This is a genomic window from Nocardia sp. NBC_01327, from assembly GCF_035958815.1.
In the GTDB taxonomy this organism is placed as follows: Bacteria; Actinomycetota; Actinomycetes; order Mycobacteriales; family Mycobacteriaceae; genus Nocardia.
The window spans coordinates 7250725-7266152 of sequence record NZ_CP108383.1 but is presented as its reverse complement, the minus strand read 5'-3'; the positions used below and the strand labels follow the sequence as shown (position 1 = coordinate 7266152).

Annotated in this window: 17 protein-coding genes; 6 read left to right on the top strand and 11 right to left on the bottom strand. The window is 61.4% G+C overall.

What is annotated here, in order from left to right:
- Positions 1-7: 7 nt before the first annotated feature.
- Positions 8-1651 carry a DNA/RNA helicase domain-containing protein gene (locus OG326_RS33605; RefSeq protein ID WP_327141151.1) on the top strand — a complete coding sequence of 548 codons (1644 nt, stop codon included), beginning with the start codon at positions 8-10 and terminating at the stop codon, positions 1649-1651.
- Between the two features lie 294 nt (positions 1652-1945).
- On the top strand, positions 1946-2272 hold the full coding sequence (locus OG326_RS33600) for a hypothetical protein (RefSeq protein ID WP_327141150.1): 327 nt from the start codon (positions 1946-1948) through the stop codon (positions 2270-2272).
- Here OG326_RS33600 and OG326_RS33595 read toward each other — a convergent pair.
- Together OG326_RS33595 and OG326_RS33590 are read right to left on the bottom strand one after the other, a co-directional pair.
- Entirely contained in the window at positions 2230-3129 is a 900-nt protein-coding gene (locus OG326_RS33595; RefSeq protein WP_327141149.1) for an IS3 family transposase, read from the bottom strand. The two genes, OG326_RS33600 and OG326_RS33595, sit on opposite strands and share 43 nt — an antisense overlap.
- Positions 3129-3452 carry a transposase gene (locus tag OG326_RS33590; RefSeq protein ID WP_327141148.1) on the bottom strand — a complete coding sequence of 108 codons (324 nt, stop codon included), beginning with the start codon at positions 3450-3452 and terminating at the stop codon, positions 3129-3131. The genes OG326_RS33595 and OG326_RS33590 overlap by 1 nt, the downstream gene beginning before the upstream one ends.
- Before the next feature lie 69 nt (positions 3453-3521).
- Here OG326_RS33590 and OG326_RS33585 point away from each other — a divergent pair, with 69 nt between their 5' ends.
- Positions 3522-5159 carry a DUF2075 domain-containing protein gene (locus OG326_RS33585; protein WP_327141147.1) on the top strand — a complete coding sequence of 546 codons (1638 nt, stop codon included), beginning with the start codon at positions 3522-3524 and terminating at the stop codon, positions 5157-5159.
- 24 nt (positions 5160-5183) lie between these two features.
- On the opposite strand, the gene OG326_RS33580 is transcribed toward OG326_RS33585, so the two are convergent.
- The 3 genes from OG326_RS33580 to OG326_RS33570 all read right to left on the bottom strand — a co-directional run bounded on the left by OG326_RS33580 (position 5184) and on the right by OG326_RS33570 (position 7236).
- Positions 5184-5537: a nucleotide pyrophosphohydrolase gene (locus OG326_RS33580; protein ID WP_327141146.1), complete on the bottom strand. Its 354-nt coding sequence runs from the start codon at positions 5535-5537 to the stop codon at positions 5184-5186.
- Positions 5538-5687: 150 nt separating this feature from the next.
- The gene (locus OG326_RS33575) at positions 5688-6167 is read right to left on the bottom strand and encodes an SHOCT domain-containing protein (protein ID WP_327141145.1); all 480 of its coding nucleotides are present in this window, start codon (positions 6165-6167) and stop codon (positions 5688-5690) included.
- A 136-nt stretch (positions 6168-6303) separates the two neighbouring features.
- Positions 6304-7236 (bottom strand): HNH endonuclease, encoded by a 933-nt coding sequence (locus OG326_RS33570; protein ID WP_327141144.1) that lies wholly within the window; start codon positions 7234-7236, stop codon positions 6304-6306.
- Between the two features lie 296 nt (positions 7237-7532).
- Here OG326_RS33570 and OG326_RS33565 point away from each other — a divergent pair, with 296 nt between their 5' ends.
- On the top strand, positions 7533-8159 hold the full coding sequence (locus OG326_RS33565) for a hypothetical protein (RefSeq protein WP_327141143.1): 627 nt from the start codon (positions 7533-7535) through the stop codon (positions 8157-8159).
- Between the two features lie 237 nt (positions 8160-8396).
- Here OG326_RS33565 and OG326_RS33560 read toward each other — a convergent pair whose 3' ends face one another.
- Both OG326_RS33560 and OG326_RS33555 read right to left on the bottom strand, forming a co-directional pair.
- Positions 8397-9062 carry a plasmid pRiA4b ORF-3 family protein gene (locus OG326_RS33560; protein WP_327146659.1) on the bottom strand — a complete coding sequence of 222 codons (666 nt, stop codon included), beginning with the start codon at positions 9060-9062 and terminating at the stop codon, positions 8397-8399.
- Between the two features lie 659 nt (positions 9063-9721).
- Positions 9722-11136 (bottom strand): IS3 family transposase gene (locus OG326_RS33555; RefSeq protein WP_327146491.1). Its coding sequence is split into 2 segments (ribosomal slippage): positions 9722-10770 and positions 10770-11136, totalling 1416 coding nucleotides; the frame shifts between segments, so codons are not numbered across the junction.
- 304 nt (positions 11137-11440) lie between these two features.
- Here OG326_RS33555 and OG326_RS33550 point away from each other — a divergent pair.
- Together OG326_RS33550 and OG326_RS33545 are read left to right on the top strand one after the other, a co-directional pair.
- The gene (locus OG326_RS33550; RefSeq protein ID WP_327141142.1) at positions 11441-11983 is read left to right on the top strand and encodes a hypothetical protein; all 543 of its coding nucleotides are present in this window, start codon (positions 11441-11443) and stop codon (positions 11981-11983) included.
- 11 nt (positions 11984-11994) lie between these two features.
- A complete protein-coding gene (locus OG326_RS33545; RefSeq protein WP_327141141.1) occupies positions 11995-12939 on the top strand; it encodes an exonuclease domain-containing protein in 945 nt (314 codons plus the stop codon).
- Between the two features lie 63 nt (positions 12940-13002).
- On the opposite strand, the gene OG326_RS33540 is transcribed toward OG326_RS33545, so the two are convergent.
- From OG326_RS33540 to OG326_RS33525, 4 genes are read right to left on the bottom strand one after another with little or no spacing between them, the layout of a single operon-like run.
- Positions 13003-13221, bottom strand: coding sequence for a hypothetical protein (locus OG326_RS33540; protein ID WP_327141140.1), 219 nt, complete (start codon positions 13219-13221; stop codon positions 13003-13005).
- Positions 13222-13231: 10 nt separating this feature from the next.
- Positions 13232-14707: an ADP-ribosyltransferase domain-containing protein gene (locus tag OG326_RS33535; RefSeq protein WP_327141139.1), complete on the bottom strand. Its 1476-nt coding sequence runs from the start codon at positions 14705-14707 to the stop codon at positions 13232-13234.
- On the bottom strand, positions 14704-14991 hold the full coding sequence (locus OG326_RS33530; protein ID WP_327141138.1) for a WXG100 family type VII secretion target: 288 nt from the start codon (positions 14989-14991) through the stop codon (positions 14704-14706). Before OG326_RS33530 ends, OG326_RS33535 begins: the two co-directional genes overlap by 4 nt.
- A 1-nt stretch (position 14992) precedes the next feature.
- Entirely contained in the window at positions 14993-15343 is a 351-nt protein-coding gene (locus OG326_RS33525) for a WXG100 family type VII secretion target (RefSeq protein ID WP_327141137.1), read from the bottom strand.
- Positions 15344-15428: the final 85 nt, after the last annotated feature.

The window sequence follows — 15428 nt, the reverse complement described above, 5'->3', positions numbered from 1 at the left end:
CCAGGCGATGGCGCCCATCGATGTCGTACTGGCCGGGGTTCATCCGACCCGTAATACCTTCAGCTACGCGGTGATCGAGCTGAAGCAGTGGAGCAAGGTCGGACGCCCGCAGGGCAAGAAGGAAGGCGACATTGCGTACGTCTACTTCGATGCCTACCAGAAGAACAAGAAACACCCTGCTGTCCAGGTATACGACAACATGATCGCGATGCAGACTCGGCACAGTCTGTTCGACGATCGCTATGTGAACCTGGTCGGTGCGGCCTACCTGCACAACCTTCGTGAACAGCAGTATCAGTGGATCTGCAATGTCCGCCCCAGAGGCAACGTGCAGACCTTCACCGAGCGGACGCCGGGCAAGCTACAGGCCTTTCTCGCTCAGAATTTCGACAAAGTCTCCGGTGCCGATGCGGCGGAGGCTTTGCTGGAGCGCCGGCGCCGTACACCGTCATTGCAGAGCGTGCTGGGCGAAGTCATACGCGGACACTCTCGATTCACACTGGTCGAGCATCAGCTCGCCGCATACGATCGAATTCTCGCGCGGCTGAAGGACATTCAGGGCGGCGACCGTCCCCCGAAACAGGTGTTCGTCATCAGTGGCCGGGCAGGAACCGGCAAGTCGCTGATCGCGACCCTGCTGTTGGGTGAGGCAATCGGTAGTGGTCTCGATGCCCGGTATGTTTCGGGCGGCGTGGCGTCGCGTGAGACGTTCAAAGAAGCCGCACCGCGGGGAACGAAGAACAGGTTCACAACGCTGTCGAAACTCATCGAAGCCGATGATGATGCGTTCGAGCTGATTGTCTGCGATGAAGCGCACCGCCTCTATGAACGCCCTCGTCGTGGATCGTTCGGCATGCACGATGGCGATTCCTCAGTCGCTGTCATCGTGAACAAGGCCAGGGTCCCGGTCTTCTTTGTCGACGGTGACCAGCGCCTCTTCAAGGAGGAGGTCTGGACGCCCGTGGAGATTGAAGAAGCGGCCATGGAGATGGGTGCCGAGGTGGTGCGGTTCAACCTCGATCGGGTGGTGCGATCCCTGGGAAGTACCACCTACGACACCTGGGTTGCCCGGCTACTGGCAGGAAACCCTGTCCGCTGGGAACCAAAGGACGGAAACGAGCCTTTCGAGCTGTACTACAGCGATATTCCGGACCGAATGGAGCGCTTTCTCAGCTCGAAGCAGACCCCTGAGGTGACGGCTCGTATGACCGCCGGCCTCTGTTGGCCTTGGGAAGACCGCACCGGGACCGTTCCCGAAGTCAAGCCGACCAAGCGGTGGGGCCGCCCGTGGAACGGCCCGGACAAGTCGGTGGCGCCTGGTGTTCCGGATCGCCTGTTCTGGGCCACTCAGGCAGGGGGCTTCGATCAGATCGGTTGTGTCCACACTGCTCAGGGTCTGGAGTATCACTGGGGCGGAGTCATTATGGGTCCGGACTTGACCTGGGATGGGAGTCAGTGGGTTTTGGAACGCCAGCACGTTCTCAGCCCTGCTGCCAAGATCCGGTCGGACGATGATCTTCACCGCGCATTGCGAAATGCCTACGGTGTGCTGCTGACCCGTTCGATGCGGGGGACTGTGCTCTACTCGACCGATTCGCGTACACGAGAGTTGTTCGCCGATCTCGGTCTTCCAAAATGTCCGAATGCTTGATCTGAGCGCCTGATCCAGCGAACGCGGCCGACGAATACCCGCGATGCCACCACCGATTGCTTGAAGCGGATGGCAGGGTAGCGATCTTCCTATGTCGCCGAATATGGATGGTGTGCAAGCTGATTCGCTGGGTGACCAGCGCTTTCCCGTAGTCGGGTGGCCGACCGTGGCCATTGCCTGTGCGGTCGGCGCCTTTCGCTAATCTGAACTGTGCGGCCCGCCGGGCACCGAAGGACACTTCGTCGCTGCCTCTACCCGCACGTCGATTTCGCGCGCCCAGGTGGGGAAGGCAACGTGGCTCTGATTCGTGGAAGTGCTCGCTATCTGCTGATAGAAGCGCAGGCCGGCCGCCTGCATCAGCTGTTGAGCGAGCAGGCTCGGCATCAGTGGGAGCATCAGGCGGGGGCCGGCGAGGTGCGTTCCTGGATGCGCAGTCTGCCGCCGCTGCTGAACGAGCTGGTCGACTCGGGCCTCGGCGACATCGAGGTGCTGCTCGAGCATAAGCTGCCGCACAGCCCGAAGCGTGTGGACGTCATCCTGTGTGGCGTGAGGTTCCCCCCAAATGGTGGACGGGGGTTCTATGCGGCCGAGGAATCGGCCGCGTGGAGTGACCGCTCATAGCGGTCGGGGCTGAGCATTCCGATCGCGGAATGGCGTCGCCGAGTGTTGTACCGATTCATCCATTTGTCAACTGCAGCAACGAGTTCCGACTTCGTGGTGAAAGTGTGCCGGTAGTAGTACTCGTGCTTGAACGTCGACCACAGGCTCTCCGCGCCGGCGTTGTCCCAGCATATTCCGGTCGCACCCATCGACCTGCGCAGCCCGTGACGCGAGCAAACGGCGGCCATGGCGCCCGCCGTGTATTGGGCGCCCCTGTCCGAGTGAAGAATCGTGCCCGCACACGAACCGCCGCGAGTGGCGACAGCCAATTCGACAGCGTCGGTGACCATTTCGGTGCGCATGTGCTCGGCCACTGTCCAGCCGAGCACCTTTCTGGAGTGCTCATCGCGGATCGCGCACAAGTACATGTCGCCTTCACCGCAGGTCAGATACGTGATATCCGAGGTCCACACCGCATCGAGGCGGCCCCGGTCGAAGTCGCGATCCACCAGATCCGGCGGGAACGACGCGGCGGGATCGGTGATGGTGGTGCGGATTTTGAAGGTGCGCGGGCTGATCCCGGCCAATCCGATCTCGGCCATGATCGCCGCGACCGTCTTCTCCGACACCCGATCACCCTGCTCACGCAGCTCAGCGGTGATGCGCGGCGCACCATAGGTGCCGTCGGAATCGGTGTGAACGACTTGGATTTTCACCGTCAGATCAGCGCGGCGTTGCTGCCGATCAGTCAGGACGGTGGCCGCCGCGCGTTGGCACCAGGCATAGAAACCCGAGGTCGATACGCTCAACAGGCGTGCCATGCGGGTGATATCGGTCCGAGCGCCGGTGATCTGCGGGGCGGCGCACTCCGCGGCCATCAGCTCGAACCGGGCCGGTTCTGCTGCATCGCCGCGAAGTACGCCGAAGCTTTTTTCAGGAACGCAATGTCCTTGTCCTGCTCCGAGACTCGCCTGCGCAAAGCGAGCAACTCGGCTCGCTCAGCAGGGCTCAACGGCGCCTCGCCATGGACCTCGGCGGCCGCCAGGCGGCGGCGTTCGTCTTTGACCCAGCCGCCCAGCACTGGCTCACCCACTCCGAGCTCGCGGGCGACTTCGGCGATCGTGCGCCCGGTGTCGATTACCCGGTGCGCGGCCTCGACTTTGTACTCGGTCGTGAACGACCGACGCTTGCGAGGAGGCATAGGGACATCCTTTCAACAGGACTTGTCGTCCTGCTAATCAGGTGTCCACCGATCGGGGGGAGCCTCAGCGTGCACCCGCGGACCGGAGAGGTCAGCTATGTGCTGGTTGAGCTGAAGCAGTGGTCGAAGGCGGAACTTATTGCCGCCGATATTGTTTCGATTGCCTCCTATTCAGATCCCGTGCTGCATCCGGTCGCGCAGGTGCGTGCGTACTGCCAGTATCTCGTCGACTCGACACCGGCACTGGCAGATCTGCCGCAGGCTGTGCACGGTATCGCCTATCTGCACAATGCGACATCCACCGATATTCCTTCGCTCATGCAATACCGGCCCGACCGTTTCGGTCGCATGTTCACCGAAGACTTCAAGTCCGAGCTGGTCGAGCACCTGCGCTCAGTGCTTGATGTTGAGGGTGGGCGAGATTCGGCGCGTGAGTCAGCCGACCGATTCTTGCGGTTCACTCATGGGCCGAGCAAGCCGCTGTTGCAGTTGGCGGCCAAGGAGATTCAGGATCGTGAGCAGTTCATCCTGCTCGATGAGCAACGCGTTGCCTATCAACTGGTCGAGCAAGCCGTCGCGACCGCACGTGCGCAGCGCACGCAAACCGTCGTTGTGGTTCTCGGCGGCCCGGGCTCGGGCAAGAGCGTAATCGCCCTCAGTCTGCTCGGCGAACTGTCAAGGCAGGGGCGAAAAGTTCACCACGCCACCGGATCCAGTGCGTTCACGAACACTATGCGCAAGGTCGCCGGCAGCCGCAATACCCGTGTCAAGACGATGTTCAAGTACTTCAACAACTATGTCGGAGCGGAGCCGCGGGAACTCGACGTGCTGATCTGCGACGAGGCTCATCGCATTCGAGAGAACAGCGTAAATCGTTGGACCGGAAAGGATAAGCGCGCGCTGGCCGGTCGGCAGGTCGACGAGCTGATCGACGTCGCATGGGTGCCGGTGTTCCTTCTCGACGAGAACCAGATCGTGCGACCGGGGGAGATGGGCTCGCTCGCCGAGATCACCGCCGCCGCGACCGCAGCGGGATGCAAGGTGGACGTAGTCCGGTTGGATGGCCAATTCCGTTGTGGCGGTTCGGATGCCTTCGATGAATGGGTGCGGCGTCTACTCGGACTGGACCCGCTGCCTCCAGTCAGTTGGACCCGCTTGAGCGCCGGCACCGATGACGACTTTCATGTCACCGCCGCTGCGAACCCGTCTGCGATGGAGGCATGGCTGCTGAACCAGCGTGAACAGCACAGCGGCACAGCGCGATTGGCCGCCGGGTACTGCTGGACCTGGAACGACCCGGTTGGCCCCGCCGATGCGAAGCATCTCGTAGATGACGTGAACATCGGGGACTGGAAGCGCCCCTGGAATGCCAAGCCAGGCAAACGAGTTCCCAATGCGCCCGAGTCCTACTACTGGGCATCCGACGATCGAGGGTTCGGACAGGTCGGCTGTATCTACACCGCACAGGGTTTCGAATACGGCTGGTCCGGAGTCATTTTCGGGCCGGACTTCGTTCGGCGGGGTGATCGCTGGGTAGCGCGCCGCGAATACTCCCACGACCCGGCCGTCAAGAAGGCGGAGGAGGCGCACTTCGGCGCCCTCATCCGCAACACCTACAAGGTGCTCCTCACGCGGGGTATGGAAGGCACCTGCGTGTTTTCGACCGACCCGGAAACCCAAGAGTTCCTGGAGAAGATGACCCGATAGGACCATCTGACTCGGGTAGTGCGGCTACCCGAGTTCGGAGTACTTCACCGCGCGCCCCCGCGCAAGGTCGACCGGGTACCGCTGCTCGTTCACCTTCAGCTTCGCCTGAACAGCCGCGGCGAGATCGATATCCAGCACGGCGGCGATCCGCAACAGGTAGATCAGTACATCAGCGACTTCATGCTCAACTTTGACCCGCCCCTGCTCATCGTCGCAAAGCGCCTCGCTCTGCTCCGGCGTCAGCCATTGAAAGATCTCCGCCAGCTCGCCGACCTCTCCGGTCAGAGCCATCACCAGGTTCTTTGGTGTATGGAATCGTTCCCAATCCCTGCGTTGGGAGAACTCCGTCACCATGGCTCGCAGTTCATCGATGGTCATGGGCACTGTCTACCAGGAGGGGTGTCTGCGCTCAGCACAGATGCGAGAAGACCGAGGAATGACCAACCCGTCCGGAGACCGTCGGAACCCTAGACACCCCCTCACGAAGGTATCGAGAGGGGGCGGATCGTCTATAGCTGCTCGCGTGACTCAGGCGAGCAGCTTCGACTTCTGGGCTTCGAACTCATCAGCTGTGAGAATTCCAGTGTCTCTGAGCTGAGCGAGCTTTAGGAGTTCGTCCGCAACGGAGTTCGGCACCGCGAACGGTGAGCCCTGGACAGATGCTGCTTGCGACGGTGCACCGTCGCCGAAGTCTCCATGCGAGCGAAACCAGGTTTCGATCTTCTCAGCGGTGCCATGGTTGATCGCTACTTCGGCAAGCGTGGTTCCTGATCCCTGCACAGTCAGCACCTGCTGCAGAGCCGTCGCCTTCAGCCGCTTTTTGTCGTCGCGCGTCGCCTTCCGAACAGAGAAACCTGTCACGTCTCGCACCCGAACCCTGAACGCGGTGAGTAACTTTCCTGTCTGTCGATACTCGACAGTCCCGTCAGGATGCTCGATCAAGCTACCGTTCCCGAAGCCCAAGCCGTGCGAGGTCGGCTTGTCTACCATGCCAACACGTCCCTTCATAGAGTCGATCCTGTGCTGATAACATTAGGCAGCCGAGAGGCGGCATGTCTTGGATTGTCAGAAGCGCCTGTGTCGAATGCGGAAAGCCTCTGCCGGACATAGAGTCTGGGTTCTAATTCTATCGGCCCGGCCTTTGCTAAGCGCAACGATTCCGGCCGTAAAAACGTAGCGCGCGGAGTACATCGCGCCGACCCGCCCGAAGTGGGCCGAGCGGGCACAAGGTGACCGCACCCAGCGAAGGAACGTAGTGTGCCCCGGTACCTGCCTCGGTGGAAGTGGGAAAGTCGTCTGCATGTCTGCTCCACGCCGTGACGCCGAGATTTCCGTCGACGCGGATGACATCGATACGGTCGATCAGATCCCAAGGCATCCAGGCAGAGCCCTTCGGGAAGAAGGTCTGCACGCCGACAGCACCAACCTCAAGCCGAATGGGCTGCATCGCCAGACGCCAATATCCGATGATCAAAGGGGTATCGATAGCGATAAAGCCGACGAATGCGATGCGCCATGCCCAGGTGCCCGCTATCGTCCCGGCGGTCGCCAGAACGGCCATGAGCAGTAGGATCCCGACCAACATCCAGTAAATCCCTTGGCGGCCTTCAAAGGTCATGTACTGGCCGGCGGGATTGCCGCGCAGAGACTGCTGCGAATCCCAACCGATCGTTGCCGCGTCCGGGCCGGCGATTTCGACTGCTACTTCGACTCTGCTGTTGGACCCGTGCCGGACGTCGCCTGTGGCGAGCACATCGAACTTCTCTGCCGCCCAGCGCTCATGTGCTGCCTTTAGTTGCCGTAGATGCTCAGCGTTGAAGAACATGGGCTGGTCGTCTACCTGCTTGTGATGGACCTTGCACAAGAGGATCAAGTTGTCGTATTTATCCAGCTCCCCTGCGGGAATCAGCCCCGCTCGCGGGCCACCGCTCGACTGGGCCACGATGTGCGCCTCGTCGCCAACAACAGACTCGCGATCGGTCGCCGTTGCATCTAGGACCAGAGGTAGCCTGCAGATCGCGCATAGGTTGTGGGAGCGTCCCCACAGGATTTTCCGATCCCGAGCCTCGATCGTCATATCCCAAGTCTTGCAGCGAGATCGGCGCGATGTGCAGGTTCTCCAGACCGATCGCCAGTTCGAAGGGTGTGAGGTTCTTGCGGATCGTCGCCCGCGATCTGCCCGGCTCGCCGTCGTGAGGGGCGTTGGCCTCAATGCTTGACCCACCGCTAAGTAACCGGCTCGCCATGGGTGCGGCATCCCCGTGGCAACCGAATTGACTTGTGTAGGAATGCAATTCGGCACAGTTTGTCAGAGGGGATGGCTCCGAGCTGTATTACGATTGCACTGTCTCAACGCGGTTGAGGGAGACGGCAATGGACGACGGACACCGTTGGGCGATAGAAACTTTCGGGGAACACGGCCCGTGGATTCGGCGGGAGATCCGTCGTTCGGTCGAGGAGGAGCACGTGGCCTCGCAGCGCGCACAGGAGACATCCGACCATCGATCTATGCGGGTCTACGGGCAGTTCTATGACGGTATTGCCGAGCGCTTCGAGAGGTTCGGAAACGTACTCGGGGTTCCGCTGGTCCGCCCAGGTCATGCGACCTACCGTGTTCCCGTGGTCAACGGCGTAGCCCTGTTCCCGTGGAGATTCTCGAGTAGACCCGACGGGCGCATACAGACAACCTTGTTTGCGACCTCCGAGGCCCGGATCGAGTTGACCGATCTCCAGCCCCGCCCAGTCCAGGGAATGCTCGACCTTGGACTGCCGGACCCGGAATTGAGTGATGAGGAACGGAGCTTCCTGGCAACTTTGCGCGCGGTGGAAACCGATCCGGCAGTTACGAACGGCAGTCTCGTCCTGGTGGCCATCCGCAGCTCGGTGAAGGGCTTGCATTCTGTCGAGTGGGGTGAAGTCCGGCTGGTCGAAGGTGGGCGACTCGAGTGGTTCGGGTTCCACGAGGATCTACTTGAATCGCCCTCATGGGAAGCAATATGAGTGAATCCTCGGTGCTCGTGCATCGACCTATCTGAAAGATGAAACAGCACAGCGGGACTCATCCCGGCGGAATCTCGCTGATTCGCCTAGCAGCCTCCACTCCCGCGGAGAAAGGCTAGGCACGGTTCGAACAAGGTCAACCAACTCTGCGCTTAGAATACTTGTCTGTACTAAGCGTAGTTATAACTGGCGGCGATGTACTTTCCGATTCCATGGTTTGCATGGCCCAAGGCGTCGTCATGGACCGACCGACTTCTGCTCCCGCCCGTAGCCGAAGGTGTTGGCCAGGGCCCAGTTGATCTCTTCGATGACGAACGGGCTGGGCTCTGCGTACTCGGATTCGGATTCGGTGATGATGTCTTCCGGGCGGACATACTGGAAGGATTCCCCTTCGTCATCCCAATCTGCTCTGCGAGACAAGTATTCGTATCGGGCTATCCCGCCCGCGACGTCTGCGGGGCAGTCGCGCTGACCGCCCATGCAGCGCGCTCGGGGCATTTTCGTGGTGCGGGGCAGGATCTCTTCGACGTAGATGTGGTGCACCCAGGGGTCGGCGAAATCGTAGATGTAATACAGGGTGTCGCCGAGGTCGTTGAGGAGTTCGTCCAGGCGGACCTGCTCCTCGGGGACGGCGGGGTCGCGGTCGGCGACTGCTTCGGGGCAGATGTAGCGGTCCGCGGTGGGGTCGTCGACGGCTGCGCCACAACGGAATTCGTGGGAGGCGCGGTTGACCCAGCCGAAGGATGCGCCGAGGACCTCATTGAGGTCGTTGAGGAACAGTTCGGAGGAGACAGCCAGCAAGCGGTACAGCGGCGGCTCGGTGCCCACGACTGTCGCGTGCAAGCGGAAGGTGACCGGTCGCTTGCGGCGCGGTCCACGGCGGGTGGGCGAAGGCGGCTGCATGTTGGCCACAGCCCGACACTAGTTGATGTTGCGCCGATGTTCATCGTTTCTATGGAGGCCGGATCGGTGTGCTGGAAGGTGAATACGGCGTCCTTCTGATTGTTTGCGGGCAGCAAACCCACCGATCGGAACTATTGAGCCGCAGTGCAATTGGGCTGGCGGCGGTTCGTGCGTTGGAAGGCGAGGACAGGTACTACAGCCATACGGACCTCGAGTAGCCACGCCGAGTTCGATCGAGATAACTGCCCTGTCTCGATCCGGCTACTAGGTTATTCGCTGATCGTTGGCTTCCATGCTTGGTTCAAACGTAGGGGAACTCAGTGGTTGTACCGCTGCCATGAGGATTCAAGATGGGAGTTGTGAGGTGAAGATCCGTCGACTGGACGCTGGCGTGGCGGTAGCCAAGATTCTTGACATCCTGGAGCGAGAAGGACAGAACCGCACCGCTTTCAACTGGCGGTCCAGGTTCCTGTCCATCGCGCGCGTTCTGGAACACCCCGACGCGGACGACTCGGAGGTTGTGGAGGAAGCTGCGAGACTTGTCCGGCAACTGTATGCGGGTGGGCGAAATCTTTCTGATTTCTACATCCCACGGCCGGACTTCGAGGAGCAGCGAGCGGTGAATCGGAATTTTTCAAGGTGGATGAGTCCAACGGGTGTTAAGCGGCTGTCGTGTCGGCCTCCTGGGTGGCGTCGTCGGCTGGTCGGTTGATCCAGACGGTCTCGGGTAGGTCAAGGATCTTCGGTGCCGTGGTGGTGCCGAAGCGGTGTGGGTGGCGGGCGCGGGCCTGGGCGAGCACGGCTTGGCGGGCGGCGGCCTTGTCGGTGGCCAGCCCGTAGTGAACGTCGGCGGGGGTGTGTAAACCGATGCCGGTGTGGCGGTGTTGGTGGTTGTACCACCCGGCGAAGGAATCCATGAATTGTCGTGCCTCGGTGAGTGATCGGAAACGTTCGGGGAACTCTGGACCGTATTTCAGAGTCTTGAACAGCGCCTCCGAAAAGGGGTTGTCATTGGATACCCGTGGCCGTGAATGCGAGCGGGTGACCTCGAGATCGGCGAGCAGAGCGGCGACCGATTTGGACGTCATCGACGTGCCCCGATCGGCGTGCACTACCTGCGGAATCCCGTGGACCCCGAAGATCTCTTTCATCAATTCCGTTGCCAGAACACCGGATTCATGATTGTGAACATGGACCCCGACGATGTAACGGGAGTAGATGTCGATCATCACGTAGGCATCGAAATACTGTCCCTTGACCGGGCCGGCGAGCTTGGTGATGTCCCACGAATACACCTGCCTCGGTGCGGTGGCGACCAACTCCGGACACACCTTGGCCGGATGCCGCGCCAACCGGCGCCGCTCCTTGACCTGCTTGTTTTCCCCTAACACCCGATACATCGTGGACACCGAACACAGGTAGGTGCCCTCGTCCAGGAGCTGGGCGAAGACCTGCAACGGCGCCAGATCGACGAACCCGGCACTGCCCAGTTTCTCCAGGATCGCGCGTCGCTCGAACTCGGAGAGCTTGTTCACCGGATCTGAAACCGGTTGCGGTACACCCGAACTCGGTGCCGCGGCGGCCTTACGGCGGCGGTTCGCGGTGGAACGCACCAGTCCCGTCAATACCGCCGCACGCCGAGTACCGGCTCCGGCATCGGTCAACGACATGTACGCGGTGGTCAACGCCTTCTGCGCTGCTCGTCGGAATCCGCTCTCTCGGAGAGAGATTCCAAGAGAGCGTGTGCTTTTCCCATGATGTCCAGGGCGGCCTCGGTAGTGACGAGACGTTTGTTGGCACGCGCTAATTCCGCTGTCAGACGTGCGATTTCGGCTTGCTCAGCGGTCAGTTTACCGACCTTCTCACCCGGTTTCTTACCGGAGAGGACCCCCGCGTCGCGCTGCTTGCGCCACTCGCTGATCTGCGAGGAATACAGCCCTTCTCGGCGCAGATACCCGCCACCGTCGCCGTGTTCGATCGCCTGCTCGTAGGCCTGCAGATACGCCAACTTGTCCGCTGCGCTGAACGCACGCCGCCGCTTCGGCTCGTCACCACGCGGCCCTGGAGAACCCATCCGCCCATTGTGGCCTTCGGCGACCGCGGCTCTTGTCCTGGTCATGAAATAGCGATCCGTCTCTCGCCCTGCATCTCCGATTGGCTCCGAGCCGGTGGACTCACCTCACCCTGACACGCAGGGAATCGCCAGTTCACCGATGAACTCGATGCCCTGTGGAGGGCGCTGATCGAAGGGCGTGACTGAAGCGGGTGCCGAGGCCCTTCCTGGCGGCTCGGAGGTGTTGGGGCCGAGATGGTTTGGTTTGTCACTCCCATGGTTTACGGTGGCCGATGCAGACTGTCAGCAGCGGACTCGGAGCGTTATGAGCATCACGAACCAGACTGTGTTGTCCCTCGTTGCCGTGCTCGATAAAGTGGGCGACCGGTTGGTTGTTTGGCATGTGAATGTTGGTCGGGGGATGGGGCTTTCGCGGCTAACGGGCGCTTGGGTGGTTGGACTCGACCAGGAGGATGTGATCTCGACGATTACGGCTGGGTGTTGCGCGATCTGGTGTGGCGGTGATGTGGTTGCGGGCACGGCGGAGACGGGTGTTGTCGACTTGGATGCGACTGTGGATGCGGTTCTGGCCGAGGTTGTGGTGGTGGACGAGCGGTTTACCGAGCATCAAGAAGCGCTGTCCAACAAGCTGATTCGGCCGCAGTGGCCCGCTCTTGTGCATCCGAGGGAAGCTGCTCCGCCACTGCGCGAGATTGATGAAACCGTCCGTCCGGCATTGTGTTTGGCGCATGGAATCGCGGATCTCGCTGATCGGTGGGCGGAGTTCGAGGCGCTGCGGGCAGCGCGGCCGTTTCTGGTCGAACAGGGCGGTAAGACTGCTCGTCCGTTGCCGCTCGTGGTGCGGTGACAGTGGCGGGATTGTCGTTCGCCGCAATTGACGTCGAGACAGCGAACTCCTCCCGGGGCAGCATCTGCGCGGTTGGTGTGACGATCGTTCGTGACAGTATTCGCGAAGAGACGTATTCATGGCTGTGCCGTCCACCGACCGCCGTGGACTTCTTCTCGCCGCACAACATTCGCGTGCACGGCATCCGGCCGGCGATGGTCGCGGACCAGCCGACCTTCGCGCAGCGGTGGCCCGAGGTGCACCAGGTGGTGGGAGACCTTCCTCTGGTTGCACACAACGCCGGATTCGACAGCGGCGCTATCCGAGAAGCCTGCCGCCACAGCGGAATCGAAGCTCCGAGGTGGGAATTCAGCTGCAGCCTGGCGATGTCGCGCAAGCATCTTGACCTCGACGGTTACCGACTCCCAGATGTCGCTGGGGCACTGGACATCTCGTTGATCGCACACCACGATGCCGCAGCCGACGCAAGGGCGGCCGCCGATATCGTGCTGGCGCTCGCGGCGAGGGCTGGAGTGGATTCGCTGTCCGAGCTCGAGCAGATGACAGTGCTCGAACGGCTGAGGTTCGACTCGCCGTTCCGGCCGGCGCCGCAGTTCAGTCGACCTCGCCGATCTGTGTTCTCGCGTGAAGAATTGGTCATGCCCGATATCTCCGGCACCGACCCGAGCCACCCATTCTTTGGCCAGATCGTCGTGTTCACAGGCGATCTCACCTCGATGACCCGCCAGCAGGCATGGGACGCAATCGCGGCGTACGGCGCGACACCTGCCAAGAACGTCACCAAGCGCACCACCTGTCTGGTGATCGGTGACCGTTTCGCGGGCCGGGATGCTTCCGTGTTCACCACTTCCAAAGCTCGTCGAGTCGCTGAACTGCAGATGCGGGGCCAGCAGATAGAAGTCGTGGACGAACAGCGGCTACTCGAGTACCTCGAACGGATACCTGTAGCGCCCTGAGAGGATTGGAATTCGTTTGTAAGTCAGGGGGATACGCCTCGGGTCGCTAAACGGTCGTCCGAATCACTCGTCTTCTTCGGGACGTTGCTCGAATTCAGTTCCACTGGTGTCATCCCAGAACTTGCGAGGGGCAACGACCCTCTTCTCCGAAGGCACGGCGGCCTGGCGGGCCTCGGCCTCTGCGAACATACGATCAGCTGCGGAGAGTTCCTCCTCGCTGAGAGGTTCGAGACCGAGTTCCTCCCTGGTGGAAAACGTCTTTCCTGCAATTTTTTCGCTCATGGCTTCCCGCCTATCGTTGAATCAAGCGAATGAATGTCGTGCCGGACTTCGAGTCGAACACCTTGCTGACCACATCGAATTGGGTACCTGGAGGAAACAGCACCTCCTGCTCGGAAGGAACATCCGAGTGGAGGCTGACGTCCTTGCCGTACTTCGAGAGGATCGTGAACTGCGTGTCTCCGGGAAATGCCTCATCAGCGGAGGCTGACGTGCTGGTGAAGGCGTCCTCGGTGACCACTGTTCCCTTCTCGTATTTGGCAAGGACGTTCGGTGGGAGGTCGGTGCCGCGGAAGACTACGCCGTTGTGATCCGGGAGCTTTGCGAGTGCCTCTTCGACCGCTTTGATCTGCGCTTTCTGTGTTGCGTCCACGCTGCCCGCCCGTAATGCGCTGTTGAGTTCTTCGTATAGGCCAGTATATGGGTTGGTGTACGCCGCGATCGCGTCCTCGTCGGCTTGGGTGAGTGTGGCTGGTAGGACCGTTCCTGTTCCCTGACCTATTGTTGCGAGCTTCGTACGGGCCGCGTCGACCCATGTGCTGATTCTCTCGAGCAGTGGCTTGAGAGCGTTCGATAGCGGTTTGACTGTGCGGGAGACGATTTCGGCGGCCTTGGTCGCGAGGTTCGCGATAATCGCAGCCACACGACGGGCTTTCATAGCGACACGCGCACCAAGGGCCGTATTGCCGACCCACTCGGAAATTCCCGCGGTGAATGGAGCGAGGGCGGCGAACGCGAGCTCGCCTACTACCGCTTCGGCCGCGAATTCCTTCAGCTCGTCAAGGATCTGGTGGTGTGCCTCGTCGAGATGGTGGGCATACTCGCCGCAGGCTTGACCGAGGCTCTGGCAGGCGTCCGCAAGGCTGTTGAGATCGTTCTGTCGTTGTGTGCAGGCGTCGATCGCGGCCGGGATCTCGTCCGATTGCTGGTTCGAGAGGAAGCCGACCGCCTCCGGAACTCCTATTGCCAGAGTGCGGAAGTCGGAGGCGGCGGTGTTCCAGGCCGCCTCGGCGGTATGAAGTTCATCCTGGTGTCCGTTCGGCCAGGCCGCGCCTACGAGATCTTTGATGATCGACCAGCCGAATGGTTCAGGGATCCCGTCGCCGGCCGCCGATGCCGGTGTTTCGACCAGGCAGGGCACGGGCAACATCTGAGGTGCGGCCGGCGGGTGAACGCTGTTGAAATTGGCGGCCGACTCACCTGTCTGAAGATTGTGCAGGCCAACTGAGATGAGGTCGCGGGTTTGTCCGGACGCGGTCGTCAATCGCGCTGAGGTGGACATCGCCAGACCTGCGGCTTCGTCATACGAAGCAGCCCATTTTCCTCCGACGCTGTCGCTTCCCGCCATGCCCGCATTGGCGCTGAGGACGCCGATCAGTCCTTCGTGGACAGACACTGCTTCGGTGACGATCCCGCCGAATACCTCACCTGCAGAGTGGTATTCGTCGGCGCGGCAGAGAATGACCGGAACTGTTGCTGTCGGGCTCACGGCCACATCCCGAGATTGATCGGGCCCACCGCGCCGTATGCAGTACGGGCGGTGTTCAGTTTGTCGCGGAGTGCTCCCAGTGCCTGACGCATCTCGTTGATGGCGGCTATGCGCTCATCGTGCGCACCTTTGTGCGCTATCGCGGCTGCACCGTCCCAGTTGACATGGAGTTCGTCGACTTGCTTCTCGATGGTGGATACAGCGTCCTCGATTGTCGTTTCGAGTTTCGCGGCGCCGTCGATCAGCTGCTGCAGGCCGTCGAGGTCAACTCTGAAGTCGGCCACGTCACACCACGGGCGGAAGGTCGAGGCTCGCGCCGGCTTGCTCGACCGCTGTAGCCCGGGCCTGGTCGATGTGGTCGTACTCGGTCGATGCCTGTCGGAGGAGTCCGGAATCGGTGTGAAACGAGCCGACAATGCGGCGAGTACCGTCGTGCCACTCCGACCACGGATCCCGATGCGACTCCGCAGCCTGGCCCAGCCAGTCGCCGCCGAGGAACTCGCCGACAGCACGCATGTGCGCATCGACCGCATCCGCGATGTCCTGAGCGGACCGATCCAGCCAGTCGGCCACGTTCAATAGCGCCTGAGGATCGGCCGCGAATGTGCCCGCTGCCGGGAGGTCGGCAGAATTCACTTGTGACGTCATAATCCCCCTCACCGCAAACTTTCAGCAGACTCTAACGCAGGTCAACCGCGCGACAGTCGGCCACCATCAGTTA